The sequence below is a fragment of the Bradyrhizobium sp. 26S5 genome (assembly GCF_036923295.1).
GTDB classification, from domain to species: Bacteria; Pseudomonadota; Alphaproteobacteria; order Rhizobiales; family Xanthobacteraceae; genus Bradyrhizobium; species Bradyrhizobium septentrionale.
In genome coordinates this window covers 6,571,341-6,591,882 of record NZ_CP145948.1, presented here as the reverse complement: position 1 = coordinate 6,591,882, position 20,542 = coordinate 6,571,341, and the positions used below count along the sequence as shown (strand labels likewise).

The following is a 20,542-nucleotide window of genomic DNA, read 5'->3' as shown; positions in this document are numbered from 1 at the left end:
TCATGAAGTCATTTAACGGATCGACCATTCTCGTCGTCGGCGGAGCCGGGTTCGTCGGCTCTAATCTCGTGCGGCTGCTGCTAGAGCAGGCGCCGGCCAAGGTCATTGTCGTCGACAATCTGCTGTCGGCCGATGCCTCGAACGTGCCGCCTGATCCCCGGATCCAGTTCGTGCCGCGTCCGATCACCGAAGACGCCGTGCTGGCCGCGCTGCCGGAGGATCTCGACTTTGCCTTCCACCTTGCGTGCTTCCACGGCAACCAGTCGTCGATCGCCGATCCGTTGGCGGATCATGACAACAACACGCTGACGAGCCTGAAGCTGTTCGAAAGGCTCAAGGACATACGCTCGCTGCAAAAGGTGGTGTACGCCGCGGCTGGCTGTGCAGTGGCCGAGAAGACCTTTGACGGCGCCTCGGCGACGACGGAGGACGCTCCGGTCTCGCTGTTTCACGACAGTCCCTATTCGATCTCCAAGCTGATCGGGGAGATGTACGGAAATTACTACTTCACCCGGTACAAGCTGCCCTTCGTGAAGGCGCGGTTCCAGAACGTCTACGGGCCGGGCGAAATACTGGGGGCCGGCCGCTGGCGCGGCACCGTTCACACGGTTTGGCGCAATGTCACCCCGACCTTCATCTGGAAGGCCCTGCATGGCGAAGCCCTTCCGGTCGAGAATGGCGGGATCGCGTCGCGGGATTTCATCTTCGTGGAAGACATGGCGCGGGGACTGATGGCGTGCGCGCTCGGCGGTGAGCCCGGCGAAATCTACAATCTTGCCTCGGGTGTCGAGACCAGCATCCTTGATCTGGCGAAGCGGGTGAATTCGATCGCCGGCAACCAGACCCCGATCGCGCTCACGCCGGCGCGTGATTGGGACCGGTCGGGTCAGCGCTTCGGCGATCCGGGGAAGGCGCGCGAAAAGCTCGGCTTCGTCGCGAGCGTCGCGCATGAGGATGGCCTCAAGCGGACCATCGCGTGGACCCGGGAAAACCGTGACCGCATCCTCGGCTGCATGCGCAATCACGTTGCGCATGTGGCCGACGTCGCGAAGTATTCCTGATGTCGATCAAGATCCTCACGGTGGTCGGTGCGCGGCCGCAGTTCATCAAGGCCGCGGCGGTCAGCCGGGCCATCCGCGAAACGGATGGACTGACGGAGGTGATGATTCACACCGGTCAGCACTTCGATGCGAACATGTCCGACCTGTTCTTCGAGGAATTGGCCATCCCGAAGCCGAAACATCATCTGGATATCAATGGCGGCGGTCACGGCGACATGACCGGGCGGATGCTGATGGAAATCGAGCCGATCCTGCTTGCCGAAAAGCCGGACTGGGTCGTGGTCTACGGCGACACCAATTCGACCCTGGCCGGTTCGCTGGCGGCGGCAAAGATCCACATTCCGGTCGCCCATGTCGAAGCCGGGCTCCGTTCCTTCAACCGGCGCATGCCCGAAGAGCTGAACCGGATTGTGACGGATCATCTCTCGACCCTTCACCTCTGTCCCACCGCAACCGCAATCGCAAACCTTGCGGCTGAGGGCGTGGTCAAGGGCGTGCATCACGTCGGCGATGTGATGTACGACGCCACGCTGTTCGCTCTGGAGAAGGCCGAGGTCAGCTCCACGATCCTGAATGAACTGGGGCTGCAACCCGGGCAATACGCGCTTGCCACCGTGCACCGTGCGGAAAACACCGACGATCCGGTGCGGCTCCGCGATGTCGTTCAATTCCTGCTGGAGCAGTCGCGCGGGCGCACCGTGGTCCTGCCACTGCATCCGCGCACCCGGGGCGCCGCCTCGCGGCTGGGCGTGAGCCTGGAAGGGCTGCGTATCATCGACCCGGTCGGCTATCTCGACATGGCCAAGCTGCTGCACCACGCCAGGGAAGTGTACACGGATTCCGGCGGCCTGCAGAAGGAAGCCTACTTTCATCGCGTGCCATGCGTGACGCTGCGCGACGAAACCGAGTGGACCGAGACGGTCGCAAACGGCTGGAACCGGCTCTGGAAGGGACCGGCGCATCTGGCGCGGAACGACATCACCGACTACGGCCAGGGACGGGCAGCTTTCGAGATCGCGGAACTGCTACGGGACCAGGCTCCATCGCGCGCAGCAGGCTGAGATCATTGCCAACGGGATTCGTACCCGTTGGCCTCCTGGCGGTTCTCCAGCATCTCAAGCAGTCATCGTTACTTTGCCGCGAGCTTGACTTTGTCTGCTCGTGGTGAGGCGTAAAACTCCAGTCCAAGAGGTCGGCCTTGGAAATCAACGGCAAGAAGTTCCTCGTCATCGGCGGAGCGGGCTTGATCGGCTCGCATGCGGTCGAACAGCTCGCGAAGCACGACGTCGGCGAGATCGTGATCTTCGATAATTTCGCGCGCGGCTCGCTCGAGAATGTCGAGCGGGTGCTCAGCGATCCGCGTGTCAAGATATTCGAGGCAGGTGGCGATGTCTGCCAATCCGATATCCTTGATGCCGCGATGAAGGGCAAGGATGGGGTGTTCCATTTTGCGGCGCTGTGGCTGCTGCAATGCCATGAATTCCCCCGGGCGGCCTTCGACACCAATATTCGAGGGACGTTCAATGTGCTCGAAGCCTGCGTCGCGAACCGGATCAAGCGTCTCGTCTATTCCTCTTCGGCCTCGGTCTACGGCGATGCGGTCGAGGAGCCGATGACCGAAGACCATCCGTTCAACAACAAGAATTTCTACGGCGCGACCAAGATCGCCGGCGAGGCGATGGCGACGGCGTTCTGTCACCGTTATGGCCTGCCTGCGGTCGGCTTGCGCTACATGAACGTCTACGGGCCGCGTCAGGATTATCAGGGCGCCTATATTGCGGTCATCATGAAGATGCTCGACGCGATCGACCGCGGCGAGGGGCCGACCATTCTGGGCGACGGTTCGGAAGCCTTCGACTTCGTTTCGGTGCTCGATTGCGCGCGGGCAAATCTCTGCGCGATGTCGGCCGATACGGTTGCCCGCTACTACAATGTCGGGACCGGCGAGCGAACCTCGCTCAAGGAACTCGCGGAAATGCTGTTGCAGCTGACCGGGTCGAACCAGCCGATCAAGTACGCGCCGCGCAGCAACGCGACCTTCGTGCGCAATCGGGTCGGCTCCACGAAGCGCGCGGCCGAGGAAATCGGCTTCACCGCGGAAGTCGATTTGCGTGAGGGACTGCAGATGCTGATCGAATGGCGATCGAAGCATCGGGCCGGCCTTGAGCGGCGGCGCGCCAAGGCCGGCATTGAGTAAGGCCCTGCAGTCCAGGATCGGACGGATTTAGAGATGTGCGGCGTTGCGGGCATTCTTAACCTCGATGGGCGGCCGGTGTCCTCGCATGTTCTGCGTGGGATGACGCAGGCGATCGCCCACCGTGGCCCTGATGGTGAAGGCCAATGGATTGACGGTTCGATCGGTCTAGGGCATCGCCGGCTGGCGATCATCGATCTGAGCCCGACCGGCGCGCAGCCGATGCAAACGGCGGATGGCCGGTTTGTGATTTCCTACAATGGCGAAATCTACAATTATCGGGAACTTCGCGCCGAGCTCGAAGCCCAGGGACATGTCTTCAGGTCCAGCAGCGATACCGAGGTCCTGTTGCAGGCGATCGCAGCGTGGGGACTGGGTGCCCTGCAGCGTTTCAACGGCATGTTCGCCTTCGCGCTGTGGGACCGCAAGGAGCGCAGACTTACGCTTGCGAGGGATCGCTACGGCATCAAGCCGCTGTACTACTGGTTGGGTGGCAACCAGTTGCTGTTCGCGTCGGAATCAAAGGCGTTTCGCGCCGTTCCAAACTTCAACGCGCAGCTCGATTCCGAGGGCTTGCTGGAGTACTTCACATTCCAGAATTTCTTCACGGACCGCACCTTGCTCAAGGGCGTCCGCATCCTTCCCGCGGGCTGCTATATCAGCGTGTCGAGCGAGGCAGGCGCTGGAACGCAGCCGAAGCTGACGCGCTACTGGGACTACAATTTCCAGGAGCCGGAAACGGCGCGGTCTGAAGCGGACTATCAGGATGAACTTGAGCATCTGATCCAGCAGGCCGTGACGCGGCAACTGGTGTCAGATGTGGACATCGGGGCTTATCTGTCCGGCGGAATGGACTCGGGTACGATCACGGCGATTGCGGCGCAGTCGCTGAGCTACATGCGCACGTTCACCTGCGGTTTCGACCTGAGCTCGGTGTCAGGCATCGAACTTTACTACGACGAGCGCGCGGCTTCGGAGCGGATGTCGTATCTGTTTCGCACCGAGCACTACGAAATGGTGCTCAAATCGGGCGACATGGAGCGCGTTCTTCCCAAGCTGGCCTGGCATCTGGAAGAGCCGCGCGTCGGACAGAGCTATCCGAACTACTACGTCGCTCAGCTCGCCAGCAAGTTCAACAAGGTCGTCCTTGCGGGAACAGGCGGCGACGAGATCTTCGGTGGCTACCCCTGGCGCTACTACCGCGCGGTCGTGAACCAGAGCTTCGAGGAATATATCGACAAGTACTACGGGTACTGGCAGCGGCTTGTACCGAACACTGTGCTGAAGCGCGTCTTCGCACCGATCTGGGGCGACGTGCAGGGCGTCTCGACCCGCGATATCTTCAGGGACATGTTCAATCAGCACGCCGAGCGTCTGACCCGCCCGGAGGATTACGTCAATCATTCGCTCTATCTGGAGGCCAAGACCTTTCTCCATGGCTTGTTGACTATGGAAGACAAGCTCTCAATGGCGCATTCGCTAGAGACGCGCGTTCCGTTCCTCGACAACGATCTTGTCGACTTTGCCATGAAGCTGCCTGTCCGGATGAAGCTCGGCAAGCTCGATGAAGTCGTGGCATTGGACGAAAACGAGCTGGGCAGGAAGACGGCGGCATACTTCCAGAAGGCTCATGACGGCAAGATGCTGCTGCGGAATGTGATGCTGCGCCATATCCCCCAGGAGGTCGTGGAACGCGAGAAGCAGGGCTTCTCCGGTCCTGACGCAAGCTGGTTCAAGGGCCAAAGCATCGACTTCGTCCGCAACGTCCTGTTCGATGATCAGGCGAAGATCTATCGCTATCTCGATCCCAAGCCGATCAGGGAGTTGGTCGATGATCATCTCCACGGTCGGGAGAATCGCAGACTGCTGATATGGTCGCTGATCAACGTGGAGTACGCGCTGCGCGCGCATATTGAGGACTGCGGATGATATCCCGGCAGGGCAGAGGGTGATTCGTCGCAGCCTCCTTGGTCCTTAAGAAAGCCAAAACGCGATCTTAACAATGACAAGATGTCGGCCACATGTGTGCAGAGCTGCGTCATCACGAGGGTCTGCATGCCGCACGTTGAAGCCGGCGATCGCTCTTCCGATGTCGGAGCCGAGCTGCTCGTCTCACGCAAGAAGCCGCGGCCGGCCGGATCTGCTACTTGATCGAGAGTGGTCGCCTCACCAGCTAAGGCCGTAACGCGTACGCGGTCGCTCGGATTTGGGGCGACTGGGTCGGCCGGACCACGAAAGGTCGCCAGTTTGAAGCCGTTGATGACAACCAATCCCTTCACCCTCATGCGCCGCGCCAGGCAATGGAAGGACTCCGTGCGGGCGGACCTGTCCGATTTGAAGGCGGAGCTCGACGTGTTGCGTGATGAACTGACGTCTGCGCAAACGCGGATAGCTGAACTGGAGGCGCAACGACGTGCGGATGTGCGGGTGCCTCCCGGCCACATTGTTTGGCCGCTGTTGACGGCGCCCAACAATGAGGCGTGGCCCGATCGCATCCTGATCGTGCGACGGGGCAAGACGCTGCGCGCAATCACGGCAAGCCAAGAGCAGGTGCAGGTGCTGGGGCTTGGCGGCTGGTCTGGCGACTCCATCGTAGCCGCGATTGTCGCGGGCCAGGTGACGGAGTTCGAGTTGGCAGTGCTCGCTGCCGACGGCACGCTCGGGCCATGGACGGCCCGGCCGGCAGTCTTGAAGCATATCGCGACGGAGCCGACCCTATTCAGGGACGCACTGAACGCGCATGCTGGAGTTGCGGACGACTTACAGCTAGTTGCGTCTGACTCCGAGCACGCATTCGAAATGACGGCGCGTCTTCTAAAGCAAACGCCCGACTTGATTGATTTTCTTGCCGCCGGGCGGAAGACTGCGGCGGGCAGTGTGCCAGCTCCCTTTGCGCTGCCCGAGTACCTGCCGGACTTTCGCGTTCCAGCGCAACCGAGGCGGCGCTCGGCGCTGTTCTTGCACCACAGCTATTACCACTTCAACAATCTTGCGGAGGGACTGAAGGAGCGCGGATGGGATGCGATGACGGTATCGCTCGAGAACCCGGCCAGTCCGCAACAACAGTTCTTTCACGGAGAGGATCTCAGCCTGTTTCACGCAGACCCCACGCAAATGCAGCGCCAGGTCGCTCAGTTCTTCAAGTCTGTGCCGGAACGTTTCGAGGCAATGCACTTCTATGGAATGGGCGCAGCGGCCCTATTCTCCGATAACATGGAGGCAGGTCAAAAGAATACGAAGATTCCATGGGATTTCATGGAGTTGCGGCGGCACAATCTGATCATTGGCAATATGCCGAGCGGATGCATTGAGGGCGCTCTGCCATCATCGTTTTTCGAGGTGACGGACGGTGTATGTTCGCACTGCGTTTGGCAACTTCGGCCCGACATTTGCTCCGAGGACCGCAATGCGGCGTGGCTGGCAAGGCTGGATCTGGTTTGCGACTGGGTCGGATTGGAGGGAGACTGGGTCACGCCCGAGCGCAAGACACCGCGCCATGTGTTCGGGCCTGCAGTCACGGCCTTATCGAAGGACCGCTGGCGGCCTGATCTGGAAGTCCCAGACGCGTTCTGGATCGCGCGGGCCCCGGATGAGCTGCTGGTGTATCACGCGGTCGGCAACTATGAGAGCCGCCGAGACCAGGGGCGCGACATCAAGGGCACCGGAGCGGTGTTGGCGGCCATCGATCGGCTGAAGGCCGAGGGATGTCCGATCCGCTTGTTCTTCGCCACCGACCTGCCAAGCCGGGACGTGCGTTACTATCAGGTACAAGCGGACATTGTCGTCGACCAGCTCAACTACGGGCGGCTCGGTGCCAACGCGCGGGAGAGTCTCATGCTGGGCCGGCCGGTGATCACCAGTCTCAAGCACGGGCGAGGAGAGAAGCTGCCTTATCTGGCGGAGGCGCCGGTCCAGCACGCTGACGAAGCAACGATCTACGGCGAGCTCAAGGCGCTGGTCAATGATCCAGAGCGGCGCCGCAGGATGAGCGAGCTATCGCGCGCCTTCGCTCTCAAATGGCATACTCAGGAAGTATGTGCCGCGCGCTTCGAGACGATTATCGATCGTGTTCGTGCCGGCTTGCCCGCGGATCCGGACAATGCGTTGGGTGATGTTGTCCGTACTGAGATGCTTAAGAAACATGCCCACGCCTGACGCCCTGGCGGTTGTCACCCATCGTTCCTTGTCGTCCCGCTGGCATTGCCGAGTGTGACCGGTTAAGTTTCCTGCATCGCTTTTAAACAAGCCCGAGTGCCATCAATGTCGTCGTCGTTGCCAACCTTGCCGATCGCAAAGCCCGTAATGGGAGCCGAAGAGCTGGAGGCAGTTCGTCAGGTGCTCGAATCAGGATGGCTCACGCAGGGGCCATGGGTGCGCAAGCTCGAGACGGCATTCGCCGAGCGGCACGACGTGAAGCATGCGTTCGCTACGACCTCTTGCACCACTGCATTGCATCTGGCGCTGGTCGCTGCCGGCATCGGTCCGGGGGACGAGGTGATCGTGCCGGCATTCACGTGGGTGGCAACGGCCAACGTGGTCATGCACTGCGGAGCCACGCCTGTTTTTGTCGATATTCTCCCCGCCAGCTACAACATCGATCCCAAGGCGGTCAGCCGGGCCGTCAGCGCGCGGACCAAGGCAATCATTCCCGTGCACCTGTTCGGTCTCGCCGCCGACATGGATGCGATCAACGACGCGCTTGGCGGCCTTCAGGTGACGGTGATCGAGGATGCCGCGTGCGCTGCCGGAGCCGGCTATCATGGGCAGGCTGCAGGTTCGCTTGGGCATATGGGATGCTTTTCACTGCATCCCAGAAAGTCGATCACGTGCGGCGAGGGAGGGGTTGTCACGACCAACGACGACAGGCTCGCTGGCCTCCTCGATGTGTACCGCAACCACGGCGCGTCGATTTCCGAGGAGGTGAGACATCGTGGTCCGAAGCCCTACGAATTGCCGGAGTTCGAGGTGTTCGGCTTCAACTATCGAATGACAGATATCCAGGCCGCCGTGGCGAGCGTGCAACTGCAGAAGCTCGACAGGTTCATCGCCGAGCGGGAGGTGCTTGCCGACCGTCTCGACCAGGGGCTCAGGCGGATCGACTGGATCAAGCCTCCGACGCGACCACAGGGGTATGTACACGCTTGGCAGGCCTACGTAGCGATGGTGGCTGACAATGCGCCGCTCAGCCGCAACGAAATTTTGTTGCGGCTGCAGGAAAAGGGTATCGGCAGCAGGCCTGGTACCCACTCGGTGGTCGGTCTTGCCGCCTATCGCAAGCGGCTGGGGACTGATCCGGCCGACTTCCCGGTTGCGACGCGCGCCGAGGCGCAAACCATCGCGCTGCCGTTGCACAACCACATGGGTCCCGCCGACGTCGACCGGGTGGTGGCGGCGCTGGAAGAAATGTAAGCATCTCAGTATTCTGATCCCTGCGTGCGCGAGGCGGTGGAAGGTGAGCCAAAATCTCGCCAACTATCATCCGACGCCAGCCAATCGAGAGATTTTGGAGACGGTTGTTCAGCGTCCTCGATGAACCCGTATTGAATGGAAAATCGGCCGCGCGGTCCGCGCCGTACAAAATGAATGCGTACTTTGACCTCGAAAATGGTTGAACAACCGATCTCTGATTTTGCGGCTGATTGCCGGTATGGGCAATGCGCGAAGGCATGATGTCGCGCGCCGTTGCCATCACGTGCCAAGGTGTGTCGAAAAGCTTTGCGCTCGTCGACGGTGGAAGCGCCTGGCGGCTCGCGTTCGGGCTGGGACGCGACGTTCCGCACTTCACGGCGCTTGAGGACGTCAGCTTCGAGGTGCCCAAGGGCCGTTTCCTCGGCGTGCTCGGCCGCAACGGGGCCGGCAAGTCCACGCTGCTTCGGGTGATCGGCGGCGTCTACGCGCCGGATACCGGCCGGGTCAAGGTAAACGGGGCGATGTCGGGCCTCTACGAGCTCGGTCTGGTCGGCCATCCGGAGCTCACGGGACGACAATATGCCGACCGGCTGCTGACCGTGCATGGATTTTCGCCGAGCGAGCGAGCGGCAATGATCTTGGATATCCACGATTTCTCCGAACTTGGAGATCGATTCGAGGATCCCGTGCTGACGTACTCGACCGGGATGAGCGCGCGGCTCTATTTCTCGACCGCGACGGCCGGGCAATACGAGGTCTATCTCCTCGATGAGGTGCTTGCGGTCGGCGATCAGCACTTTCAGTCCAAGTGCTGGCGGCGGTTGCGCGAACGGGTATCGGGCGGGGCGTCCGGGGTCCTCGTGACGCACGACTGGTCTGCGATCGTACGGCTGTGCGAAACGGCGCACGTCCTGGACCGTGGCAAGGTGATCTTTTCGGGGCCGGCCGAGCATGCAGTGAGGCGCTACCTCTACGGCGAGCAGGCAAAGTCGACATACCGCGATGGAATTGCACGGTTCGCGGGGGCGCCTGTCTATCCGCGCACGATTATGACGGGAGCGGATTTCAGGCTTGAAGCGGAGGTCGATATCCTCACCCGGGCGGAGGTCGGCGCGGTGGTTGTGGTCGAGCACCTCCAGCCCGCGTACGGCTGGGAGACGGGGCTGATGTCGCGTCGGCTCACGCCTGTCGGCGAGGAACCCGGGCGCTATGCGATCGGCGTCGATATCCCGGCACTGCCGCTTGCACCCGGGAGCTACCAGATCGGCCTGCACCTTGCGATGCCGGATCCAGACAATCCGGTGGTCCGAATTGTTCTCGATGGATTCAGCTGGCTCGACGGCAACGGACTCGCGCTCAGCGTGGAAGGCTCGGCCGGGCGCGGATTCAGCCTGCCAGCCGAGTGGAAGGTGGCTGGTTGATGCGCGCGGCAATTCGGGTGAGCAATGTCAGCAAGGTGTTTGCGCTTGCCGACCAGGGCGGCGGGCCCGTATCGCTGATGGAAGCGTTGCGCACAGGCAAGCGCGAAGTCACCACGCGTCACGTGCAGGCGCTCGATTCGATCAGCTTCGAAGTGGCGGAGGGCGAGCGCGTCGGCATCATAGGCCGCAACGGAGCGGGCAAGACGACGCTGCTTTCAATCATCGCGGGGCTTACCAAGCCGACCTCAGGCTCTGTGGAGGTCGACGGCGACCTGCACGCGATGCTCACGGTGGGCGCCGTGCTGCGCGAGGACATGACCGGCCGCGACAACATTTTCCTCGATGCGGCCGTGCACGGCCGTAGTCGACAACAGGTCAATGACGTCGCCGATCGAATCATCGCGTTCGCCGAACTCGGTGAATTCATCGATCGTCCGGTGCGAACCTACTCTTCGGGGATGAAGGCCCGGCTCGCGTTTTCGATGGGGGCGTTCATCAATCCCGACATTCTCGTCATCGACGAAACGCTATCGGTCGGCGATGCCTTCTTTGCCGCCAAGGCGACGCGGCGCATGCGAGAAGTCGCGGCCAGCGGCCGAATTGTGATCGTCGTGAGTCACGGTTTGGGCTCGATCGTGGAAATGTGCTCACGATGCCTCTGGCTCGATGACGGTCGGCTCGTCATGGATGGTTCGCCGCAGGTCGTCACCAAGGCCTATGAGGCGGCCGTGCGTGAGGCGGACGAGGCGGAGCTGATGCGCAAGTTTGAAGGGAGCGTGGTGAACCGGGCCGCACCCCTTCAGCTCGATGCAGTCGAAATCATTCAGCGCGGGGAGGCGCGCAAGGCGACCGCGCTCGCCATGGTGCCGTTGGCGATCGTCGCGCGCGGGCGGCTCGACTCGACCCCGCCGATGCATGATCTCGAGGTTGTTCTCACACGGGTCGACGGACGTTTGGTCTGGCGGCGGCGTCTTTCGGAGGTGGGGATGGCGCTGCCCGCGTCGGGTCCATTCACGGTCGCCATCGACATGGATCCTTTCGTGCTGGGGGCCAATCTCTATCGCTTCGATGTTGCGCTTGTCGGTAACGGGGGCGACAAGGAATCGATTTCCTGCGTGCTGGAGGTCGTCGACGAGGAAGGACAAGTAGGTGGGCAGCCGCTGATCTTCTATCCTCCGCGGATCAGCGCGCGCCGCCTTGAGGACGTCAAGACATGATGCTGGCAGGTTTTGATCGGCGAGATCTCGGCATGCTGAGTAATCTCTTCCGCATGACGTTGGGCGACCGCTATCTGGGCTCGGCGCTGGGATTGGTATGGGCGGTGCTGTCGCCGCTGATGCTGATGTGCATTTTCACGTTCGTGTTCACCGTCGTTTTTCCGGGGCGGCTGCCCGGACGTACGGGGTCGTTGCCGTTCGTGATCTGGTTGCTTAGCGGCTACGGGCCGTGGCTTGCGATCAGCGAAGGCCTGTCGGCGGCAACGACGTCCGTAGTCGGAAACGCCGGCGTCGTGAAGAATATCGCCTTCAAATCGGAGTTGTTGCCGATGGTGGGCGCGCTGATGGGGTTGGTGCCGCTGGTCGTCGCGCTCGCTATCGTACTCATACTGCAGGTGGTTTCGGGCGAGATGCCGGGCCCAGGCTATCTGGCGCTGCCGCTGATCGTAGCCCTCCACATCTTGTTCGTGTCGGGACTGGGATTGTTCCTTGGGGCGCTCAACGTCTTTGTACGGGATACCGCTCTGGCGCTGCCGAATGTGCTCACCGTGCTGCTGTTCGCTTCTCCGATCTTCTACCCGCTTTCGTCCTACCCGGACTTCATTCGGCCTGTTGTGCAGCTCAACCCGTTCTATGTCATCGCGGAGTGCTACCGCACTGCAACTGTAGACGGGGCGATGCCGAGCTTCTGGATGATCTGCTACCTGGCGGTGGTTGGCGCAGCTGCATTCTGGGCCGGGCTGTGGTGGTTCCGGCGGCTCAAGTCGTTCTTCGACACGCGGCTGTAGCGGGTAGGCAGCACGATGGGATGCCTCGTTGCGATCCATCAACCCAACTTCTTTCCGTGGCTCGGGTACTTTGACAAGATCCGGCGTGCCGATGTGTTCGTGCTGCTCGATGCCGTCGATTATCCGCGCTCGGGATCGGGGGGCATGGGATCGTGGTCGAACAGGGTGCGAATTGCTATCCAGGGCGAGGCGCGCTGGGCCACGTGTCCTGTCCATCGCCTGCCGTTGGGGGCGCCGCTCAATGCCGCAGAGATCGATGACGGTCGGCCCTGGCGTCGCAAGATGATTGCGACGCTGCAGGCCAGCTACGGCAAAGCGCCGCGGTTTCGCGAGGCGATGGGCCTCTTGCAGCCCCTGGTCGAGCAGCATGAAACGAACCTTGCGGCGTTCAATATCGCGGCCATCAAGGCGATCACGGAGCATCTCGGCCTTGCGACGCGATTTGAACGGCAGTCCGAGCTGCCGCATGCGGGTAAGGCGACCGAGCTTCTCATCTCACTCGTCAAGGCAGTCGGCGGGGATGCTTATCTCGCCGGCGGCGGTGCCACGGGGTACCAGCAGGACGAATTGTTCGAGCAGCATGGCGTTCGTCTGGTCAGCCAGGGCTTCGCGCCGCAGCCGTATGGCCCGCATGAGGCGTTCATTCCGGGCCTCTCCGTGATCGACTATCTGATGTGGGACGGGCGGCCAGCAACGGGATCACCTGGAGGCAGCTATGATTAAAGGGCAGGTCATCGCGCTTACCGAAATTCGAAACGAAGACTCTCCCCAATTGTTTCGCTGGATCAACGATCCCGATACGGTGCGCTTCAACGCTCCATTCTCCCCGGTTCACGAAACCACCCATGAGAATTGGTTGAAATCGGTCATCACTTCAACGGCCAAGATCGTCTTCGCCATTCGCGCACTTCCCGACCTCCGCTTGATCGGCGTAGTGCAGCTGATCGACCTTCATCCGATCCATCGTACCGCTGAGCTGACGATCCGTATCGGGCAGGAGGTTGATCGCGGCCGTGGCGCGGGAACGGAGGCGGTGACGCTTGCGATCGATTTCGCCTTCAAGGACCGAAATCTTCAGCGCGTGTGGCTCAGTGTCTTCGCAGACAATGAACGGGCCATCAAGGCGTATCAGAAAGCTGGGCTCGCGATCGAAGGCACCATGCGGCGCGCTTGCTTTATCGACGGCAGGTGGACGGATCAGGTGGTGATGGCCAAACTTCGGGATCACGCTTGAGCTCCACGATGACGAAACAGGATTTCTCCGAATTTACAGAAGCTGGTTTTCGACAACTGCTGCTTCTGCTCAAGGCCGGCGGCTACCGTTTCACGCGATACGGCGAGCCTGCCAGCGGCCGGCACGTGATCTGGCGGCACGACGTCGACATATCGATGCATCGCGCAGCCGCGTTGGCCGAGATCGAGGCGGAGGAGGGGGCGGTCGCGACCTATTTCGTCAATCCGCATTGCTTGTTCTGCAATTTGCTCGAGCCCCAAATCATGGCGCTGGTGCGCCGGATCGCCGGCCTCGGTCACGAGATCGGACTGCACTTCGATGCCGGCGCTTACCCGGTGACGCAGTGGAACGAAGCGGAACTTGTCGCGGCCGTGCAGCGCGAACGGCAGCTGCTTGAGCTCGCGCTGGAGCTTCCCGTCCGCTGTATCAGCTGGCACAATCCCGACCTCACCAATCTGCTCGAGTTTGAGGCGGAGGAGGTGGGCGGGTTGATCAATGCCTATGCGGGCCGATTCAGGCGTGACTACGTTTATTGCTCCGACTCCAACGGCTACTGGCGCTTCAAGCCAATGTCGGAGGTGATCGCGCACGGACATGATCGGCTACACCTTCTCACTCATCCCGAATGGTGGACGCCGGAGCCGATGGCGCCGTCAGAGCGTATCGATCGCGCAATCCTCGGGCGGGCGCGCCACGTTCGCAGCGACTACGATCTGGTGCTGCAGACAGCCGGACGCCGCAATCTGAAATAGGCCGTTCTCTTAGGCGAAGGCGATCTCAATTTGGTCCGGCAGCGACGGGGCCCGTCGCCGGGGTGGACGAGCCAAGCCAGCCCACCGCTTTTGGGCTTGTCGGACGGATACGGGGCGTCTATGCACCATCTCGCCAAAGGCGACTTACCTTGCGGATTTTATTCAGCACGCTGTTTTGAACACAACCACACGTACGGACGTTAGACATGAATTCCGAACTGATCGACAAGCTGGACCGCAAGACCGCCAGGATTGGTATCGTGGGCTTGGGCTACGTCGGCCTGCCGCTCATGCTTCGCTACAGCGAGGTGGGCTACAAGGTCATTGGCTTTGATATCGACCAGACCAAGGTCGATGCGCTTCGCGCCGGCCAGTCCTATATCGAGCATATCTCGAGCGCGAGCATCAAGCGGGCGACGGAGCTCGGCTTCGAGCCGACCACGGACTTCTCGCGGGCGCGAGAGGTCGACGCGCTCATCCTCTGCGTTCCGACCCCGCTCAACAAATATCGCGAACCCGATCTCAGCTTCGTGCTGAACACCACGGAATCGCTGCTGCCATATCTCCACAAGGGGATGGTGCTGTCGCTCGAAAGCACGACCTATCCCGGCACGACCGAGGAGGAACTGAAGCCGCGTATCGAAAAGTGCGGCTTCAGCGTCGGCACCGATATTTTCCTGGTGTTCTCGCCGGAACGCGAAGATCCCGGCAACCAGAACTTCTCGACCCGCTCGATCCCGAAGGTCTGCGGCGGCTGCACGCCCGCTTGCCTCGAGGCCGGAATCGCCCTCTATCGTCAGGTGATCGACAAGGTCGTTCCGGTGAGCTCGACGCAGGCTGCCGAGCTGACCAAGCTGCTGGAGAACATCCATCGTTCGGTGAATATCGGCCTCGTCAACGAAATGAAGATGGTCGCCGACAAGATGGGGATCGACATTCACGAGGTGATCCGCGCGGCAGCAACCAAGCCGTTCGGGTTTGTGCCGTACTATCCCGGTCCCGGCATCGGCGGGCACTGCATTCCGATCGACCCGTTCTACCTGACCTGGAAGGCGCGGGAATACGGCATGCATACGCGTTTCATCGAGCTCGCCGGCGAGATCAATTCCTCGATGCCCGACTACGTGGTGTCGAAGATCTCGCTGGCGCTCAATCAGAGGCACAAGTCGATCAGCGGCAGCTCGATCCTGGTCCTCGGCATTGCCTACAAGAAGAACGTCGACGACGTTCGCGAGTCGCCTTCCGTGCTGCTGATGGAGAAGCTTCGCGATCTCGGCGCCAGCGTCGCCTACAGCGATCCGCACGTTCCCGCGTTCCCGAAGATGCGGGCGCATTCGTTCGATCTGTCGAGTGTCGCGCTCACCGAGGCCAATCTGCGGCGCTTCGATTGCGTCCTGCTGGCAACCGACCACGACAAGTTCGACTATCAGCTGCTCGGCGCGCACGCGCCGCTGCTCGTCGATTGTCGCGGCAAGTTCCCTGAGCCGGCAGACAATATCATTCGCGCGTAGGCGATATCATTCGCGCACAGGCGATCTCGTCGCGGCGCCGGCTATCCCGCCCACCGGGTGCCCTTTCGGGTGAGACGGGTTCGAAGCCGGCGCGCTAGCTGGCGCTTGCGCCTTGTAACTGTCCGTCCACTGCGGTCGTTGACGCTGCCGTCTGCTCGAAGGCCGACCGCGGCGTAACGTACCAGAGCAGGAAAAGCAGACCGGTGCCGTTGGTCAGCAAGGCCGTCGAAAGCGGTACATTGAGCAGAACGTGCGGCAGGACCCCGGCGGATAGCAGCACAAATCGCGGGGGCAGGCCTGCCGACAGGCGGTTGCCAAGCGCGATGATCAGGCCGCAACCGAGCGCGGACAGCGGCGCGAGCACGAGGCCGACCGAGGCGATTCCCTCGGTGGCGAACAGCGAGGCATTGAAGGAGCCGAGGTCGTAGGCCTTGGCCATCACGGCCCATATTGGCTCGTCGTAGGCGCACGCAGCCACGAGCTTCACGACGTTGATCTGGCAGAAATGGGTCAGCGGATGCGCTGAGAAGTAGTTGTTGTAGACCTCGAGGGCGAGCGACGGGATTGCGATCATCCTGTTGTTGACGGTGCCGAAATAGACCATCCCGGGTCTGAACGGAATCACGCCGGTCTTGACCAGGAAGACCAGGACAACGCCGACGAAGACAGGCAGGAATAGCGAGAGGATCGTCGTCAGCCGCACCTCGGCCAGCTTGCAGATGAGCGCGAGAAGCAGCAGCCAGAACGGAGCGAACAGCGCCATCTTGGTCAGCATGATGGGATAGAACAGAACCATCAGGGCCAGAGTGATCGCTGCCTGCCAGTTCCGCTTGCTGACGACGAAGCAGGCAAAGGCGAATGGCAACAGGGCGTTCGAGGCGATCGAGGTTGCGTATCGAAGGAAGCCGGGAAACTCGATCTCCGCGCGGTATTTGTACATCTCGGAGAGATCGACCAGCTTGAGGTGGTAGAGAGCGCCGATGCCGACGATTGCGGCCGAGGCGATCAGGATGATGGAAGGCATCATGTGAAAGGCGCGTGCCGGCATGACGACGGCCTGCCGCACAGGCGCGGTGATGAACAGCGCGGGGGCAAGGAATGCAAATCCTGAAAGCACGATCGAGACAAGCGCCAGGCGGTGATCGTAATCAAGCAGCGAAAATTCGATCAGCCAGAGATATCCCAGGATCATCATGTAGAAGTAGAAGCCGACGAGATAGCCAAAGCTGAAGCGTACGATCGCGAACAGGATGACGACGGGGCTGAACGCTAGCACATTCAGGATGGCAGCTGCCACGTGCGCCTGGTCGATACCGGTGACACCCGGAAACGTATCGACGGCCGTGATGAAGTAGAGCGAAACGCAACACACCACGATGTGGGCATAGGCGAGCAGGGCAAGTTTGGCCTGGGGCCAACCAAGCTCTAGCTGAGTGATCCGATCGTTCATTCTTGCTCACCGCCGTATCGGGCTGTACGTTTGGACTGTTCCATTTGCTGGTCATCGCGCCAGGCCGACTGGGCCCCCACGATCGCCAGACGATGGCACCGTCCTGGGCCTAGTGACTTGGGCCTAGGGACATGACACGGCGCCGATAAGACGACAAGAATATGCTTGTATTTTATTCCATTGTTCCTGCCCAATGGTGTCAATGCGGCTCGCTGGAATCGTGCGCGCGTTTGTCGAACCGACGGCCTCTGGTAGACTGTCTGGATAATTGCACAGGCGGGATTGGATGAAGGGTATCATTCTTGCTGGTGGTACCGGGTCTCGGCTTTACCCGGTGACGATTGTCGTGTCGAAGCAGCTCTTGCCGATTTTCGACAAGCCCATGATCTATTACCCGCTCTCGACCTTGATGCTGAGTGGCATCAGGGAGATTCTGATTATCTCCACACCCCAGGATCAGCCGTTGTTTCGCCGGTTGCTGGGTGACGGCTCGGACTTCGGCCTCAAGCTGGAATACGCAAGCCAGGACCAACCTCGGGGGCTGGCCGATGCCTTCATTGTCGGGCGTGATTTCGTTGGCAAGGACAACGTCGCCCTGGTCCTCGGCGACAATTTGTTCTTCGGTCACGGGTTGCCGGAGATATTGAACCGCGCCAGCGCGCGAGCTTCGGGAGCGACTATCTTTGGTTATGTCACCAAGCGTCCCGAGGACTACGGCGTCGTCCAACTTGATGGGGATGGACGGGCGATTTCGATCGAGGAAAAGCCGCGTCTGCCGAAATCCAATCTCGCCGTGACGGGCCTGTACTTCTACGACAATGACGTGCTCGAGATTGCGTCCTCCATCAAGCCCTCGGCAAGAGGCGAACTCGAGATCACCGACGTCAATCGCGCCTACATGGAGCGCGGCGAGCTGCATGTCGAGATTTTGGGACGCGGCTTCGCGTGGCTGGACACCGGGACCCATGCCTCGCTGGTCGAGGCCAGTCATTTCGTGCAAGTCCTCGAGCAGCGCCAGGGCCTGCGGATCGCGTGTCCGGAAGAGATTGCGTTGAGGCTCGGCTACATCTCCCTTGACGCCTTTCGCAGCGTTGCGGAGCGGAATGCGAAGAGCAGCTATGGTGAGTATCTTTTGTCGATCTATGATAGCTTTGCCAATTCGAGGCGGTCGCACTGAGGTCGACGCCAGTGGTGCCTAGCAAAGCAACGATCTTTGTCACCGGAGGAGCCGGCTTCATCGGCTCTGCCGTTATTCGGCGTTTGCTAAATTGCACCGACGCTTCGATCGTCAATGTCGACAAGATGACGTACGCGTCCAGCCTTCACTCAATTCCGTCGGAGTTAAGCAGCGAACGCTATGCTCTCTCGAGAACGGATATCTGCGACAGTCCGGGCTTGCGCAGTCTGTTCGATCACTACCGGCCTCAGGCCGTGATGCATCTTGCTGCGGAAAGCCATGTCGATCGCTCGATCGACGCGCCCGGCGATTTCATCCAGACCAATGTTGTCGGCACCTTCACACTGCTGCAGGAGTCTCTGCGTTACTGGCGGGCCTTGGCGCCCGCGGAGCGCGACGCGTTCCGGCTCGTTCATGTCTCGACGGACGAGGTGTTTGGCACGCTGGGTGCGGATGGCAATTTCGTGGAAACAAGCCCGTATGCGCCAAATTCACCTTATTCTGCCAGCAAGGCCGCTTCCGATCATCTCGTGCGTGCGTGGTGCGAGACCTACGAGCTGCCGACCCTGGTGACAAATTGTTCCAACAACTATGGACCCTATCAATTTCCCGAGAAGCTGATCCCTCACATGATTATCAGGGGATTGGCCGATGAGGCGCTGCCTGTTTACGGTGATGGTCAGCACATCCGTGACTGGCTGTATGTCGAGGACCATGCGGAGGCGTTGATCCGCGTTCTTCACCACGGGAAAGTGGGGGAGACCTACAATATCGGCGGCAGGAGCGAACGCACCAATCTCGAGGTCGTGGAACTGCTCTGTACGCTGCTCGATGAGGCCAGGGGGGCCGAGACGGGCGCGCACAAGCGCCTGATCTCGTTTGTCAGGGACCGCCCCGGTCACGATCGCCGCTACGCCATCGACCCGTCCAAGATCGAGCGAGAACTCGGCTGGAGCCCGCAGGAGAGCTTTGAGGCCGGCATCAGGAAGACGGTATATTGGTACCTTAACAATAGGCACTGGTGGGAAGAGATTCTTCGGCGAGGATACCAGGCCCAACGGTTGGGATAGCGGGACGCCCTTCCAGGCCCGCCGGGGTTTGGTTGATGCCTGGCGGCTCCTGAAGCGCCTCAGACGTCCCCTGGCGAGCGCGGAGACCGAGGTCGTCGCGCCGGCCGTTCCGGCTGAATTGCGACTGTCGCTGCGCTGACGGGATCGGCCCGCTCGCGGCACGCAGTCGGTTTGCCGATAGCGAAATTGAAGCGGAAATCGGGGCCGAATCAGATGTTGGCAGGACGAGCAATACCGGATATTCGGCGTCGGATGCGTCGAAACACACTATTTGGCTGAAGCAGGTAAGGGCCGCTATGACTGACACTCAACAGGCGATCGACGCCGCCAATGCGGCGTTCTGGGACGAACTGTGCGGCTCGGCGGCAGCCCGCGCGTGGGGGATCACCGATTCCTCGATGGAGTCGCTGCGGCGCTACGACGAGAATTATTTCCACTTCTATCCGTATCTCGAGAAATACATCGACTGGAAGGCGATGCGCGGCAAGCGCGTGCTCGAGATCGGGCTCGGTTACGGCAGCGTCTCGCAGAAGATCGCGGAGAGTGGCGCCGACTTCACTGGTCTCGATATCGCCGCTAATCCGGTCACGATGGTCAATCACCGGATCAAGCAGAGCGGGCTGAACGGCAGGGCCGTTCAAGGCAGCATTCTCAGCAACTCGCTTCCCGACAATTCGTTCGATGCGGTTGTCGCGATCGGTTGTCTGCATCATACCGGCAACCTCGCCGCTGCAATCGCGGCCTGCCGCCGGCTTCTGGTGCCAGGCGGACGCCTCGTCGGCATGGTCTACTATGCCTACTCCTACCGGCAGTTCGTGCTCGAGCCGAAACGCGCGCTTCGCTATATGCTGCGTGAACTCGGCGGCTATCGCGGGACCTTCCGAGACGGTGAAACCGCCGCCTACGATAAAACGCAGGACGGTTCGCTGGCGCCGGCGACCGAATTCATCTCGGCCAGGTCGTTGCGGAAGATCTGCGCGGGATACTCGAATTTTCAGGCGGTCCCGGAGAACGCCGATCAGGAACGGCCATTTAAGCTCTGGAAGCGTCCCCAACTCCTTGCCTCGCCGATCCCGCGGTATTGCGGACTGGACATTTATTGGAGCTGCAACAAGTCGGGCGCGTGAGATCGATGTTTGCTGCTTTTGGCCCGCATATTTCGCGGCCTATCGGTTATGGCAGGCTTGAAGCATGACGCCGCGGGCCGCGCCGCTGGATCGGCCCATACGCCTTGCCTAATCCCAAGTTTTCTGGGTAA

At 61.1% G+C, this 20,542-nt stretch carries 17 protein-coding genes; 16 read left to right on the top strand and 1 reads right to left on the bottom strand.

The features are described 5' to 3' along the window. The first annotated feature begins 2 nt into the window (after positions 1–2). The 13 genes from V5279_RS31085 (at position 3) to V5279_RS31025 (ending at position 15,587) form a co-directional block, all read left to right on the top strand. On the top strand, positions 3–1,061 hold the full coding sequence (locus tag V5279_RS31085; RefSeq protein ID WP_165124657.1) for an NAD-dependent epimerase/dehydratase family protein: 1,059 nt from the start codon (positions 3–5) through the stop codon (positions 1,059–1,061). After that, the gene (gene wecB, locus V5279_RS31080) at positions 1,061–2,122 is read left to right on the top strand and encodes a non-hydrolyzing UDP-N-acetylglucosamine 2-epimerase (protein WP_338690964.1); all 1,062 of its coding nucleotides are present in this window, start codon (positions 1,061–1,063) and stop codon (positions 2,120–2,122) included. The genes V5279_RS31085 and wecB overlap by 1 nt, the downstream gene beginning before the upstream one ends. Before the next feature lie 137 nt (positions 2,123–2,259). Then, positions 2,260–3,258: an NAD-dependent epimerase/dehydratase family protein gene (locus V5279_RS31075; RefSeq protein ID WP_165124653.1), complete on the top strand. Its 999-nt coding sequence runs from the start codon at positions 2,260–2,262 to the stop codon at positions 3,256–3,258. Between the two features lie 33 nt (positions 3,259–3,291). Then, a complete protein-coding gene (gene asnB, locus V5279_RS31070; protein ID WP_338690963.1) occupies positions 3,292–5,184 on the top strand; it encodes an asparagine synthase (glutamine-hydrolyzing) in 1,893 nt (630 codons plus the stop codon). 330 nt (positions 5,185–5,514) lie between these two features. Continuing rightward, on the top strand, positions 5,515–7,410 hold the full coding sequence (locus V5279_RS31065; protein ID WP_338690962.1) for a hypothetical protein: 1,896 nt from the start codon (positions 5,515–5,517) through the stop codon (positions 7,408–7,410). 105 nt (positions 7,411–7,515) lie between these two features. Then, on the top strand, positions 7,516–8,664 hold the full coding sequence (locus V5279_RS31060; protein ID WP_338690961.1) for a DegT/DnrJ/EryC1/StrS family aminotransferase: 1,149 nt from the start codon (positions 7,516–7,518) through the stop codon (positions 8,662–8,664). 245 nt (positions 8,665–8,909) lie between these two features. After that, positions 8,910–10,085: an ABC transporter ATP-binding protein gene (locus tag V5279_RS31055; RefSeq protein ID WP_166305702.1), complete on the top strand. Its 1,176-nt coding sequence runs from the start codon at positions 8,910–8,912 to the stop codon at positions 10,083–10,085. Next, entirely contained in the window at positions 10,085–11,302 is a 1,218-nt protein-coding gene (locus tag V5279_RS31050; RefSeq protein WP_338690960.1) for an ABC transporter ATP-binding protein, read from the top strand. Before V5279_RS31055 ends, V5279_RS31050 begins: the two co-directional genes overlap by 1 nt. After that, entirely contained in the window at positions 11,299–12,090 is a 792-nt protein-coding gene (locus V5279_RS31045) for an ABC transporter permease (protein WP_165124639.1), read from the top strand. Before V5279_RS31050 ends, V5279_RS31045 begins: the two co-directional genes overlap by 4 nt. Positions 12,091–12,105: 15 nt before the next feature. Continuing rightward, entirely contained in the window at positions 12,106–12,813 is a 708-nt protein-coding gene (locus V5279_RS31040; RefSeq protein ID WP_166305708.1) for a WbqC family protein, read from the top strand. After that, on the top strand, positions 12,806–13,324 hold the full coding sequence (locus V5279_RS31035) for a GNAT family protein (RefSeq protein ID WP_338690959.1): 519 nt from the start codon (positions 12,806–12,808) through the stop codon (positions 13,322–13,324). The genes V5279_RS31040 and V5279_RS31035 overlap by 8 nt, the downstream gene beginning before the upstream one ends. Before the next feature lie 8 nt (positions 13,325–13,332). Further along, positions 13,333–14,076 (top strand): hypothetical protein, encoded by a 744-nt coding sequence (locus V5279_RS31030; RefSeq protein WP_338690958.1) that lies wholly within the window; start codon positions 13,333–13,335, stop codon positions 14,074–14,076. 206 nt (positions 14,077–14,282) lie between these two features. Then, positions 14,283–15,587 (top strand): nucleotide sugar dehydrogenase, encoded by a 1,305-nt coding sequence (locus V5279_RS31025; protein ID WP_338690957.1) that lies wholly within the window; start codon positions 14,283–14,285, stop codon positions 15,585–15,587. Positions 15,588–15,681: 94 nt separating this feature from the next. Here the strand turns inward: V5279_RS31025 and V5279_RS31020 are convergent, their stop codons facing one another. Beyond that, a complete protein-coding gene (locus V5279_RS31020; protein ID WP_338690956.1) occupies positions 15,682–17,037 on the bottom strand; it encodes a hypothetical protein in 1,356 nt (451 codons plus the stop codon). A gap of 286 nt (positions 17,038–17,323) precedes the next feature. Between V5279_RS31020 and rfbA the strand changes: the two genes are divergently transcribed. From rfbA to V5279_RS31005, 3 genes are all read left to right on the top strand, one after another. After that, complete coding sequence (gene rfbA / locus V5279_RS31015; protein ID WP_338690955.1) at positions 17,324–18,214, top strand: glucose-1-phosphate thymidylyltransferase RfbA; 891 nt, start codon at positions 17,324–17,326, stop codon at positions 18,212–18,214. 14 nt (positions 18,215–18,228) lie between these two features. Then, positions 18,229–19,284 carry a dTDP-glucose 4,6-dehydratase gene (gene rfbB / locus V5279_RS31010; protein WP_338690954.1) on the top strand — a complete coding sequence of 352 codons (1,056 nt, stop codon included), beginning with the start codon at positions 18,229–18,231 and terminating at the stop codon, positions 19,282–19,284. A 296-nt stretch (positions 19,285–19,580) separates the two neighbouring features. Continuing rightward, positions 19,581–20,411 carry a class I SAM-dependent methyltransferase gene (locus V5279_RS31005; protein WP_029079917.1) on the top strand — a complete coding sequence of 277 codons (831 nt, stop codon included), beginning with the start codon at positions 19,581–19,583 and terminating at the stop codon, positions 20,409–20,411. Positions 20,412–20,542 lie beyond the last annotated feature (131 nt).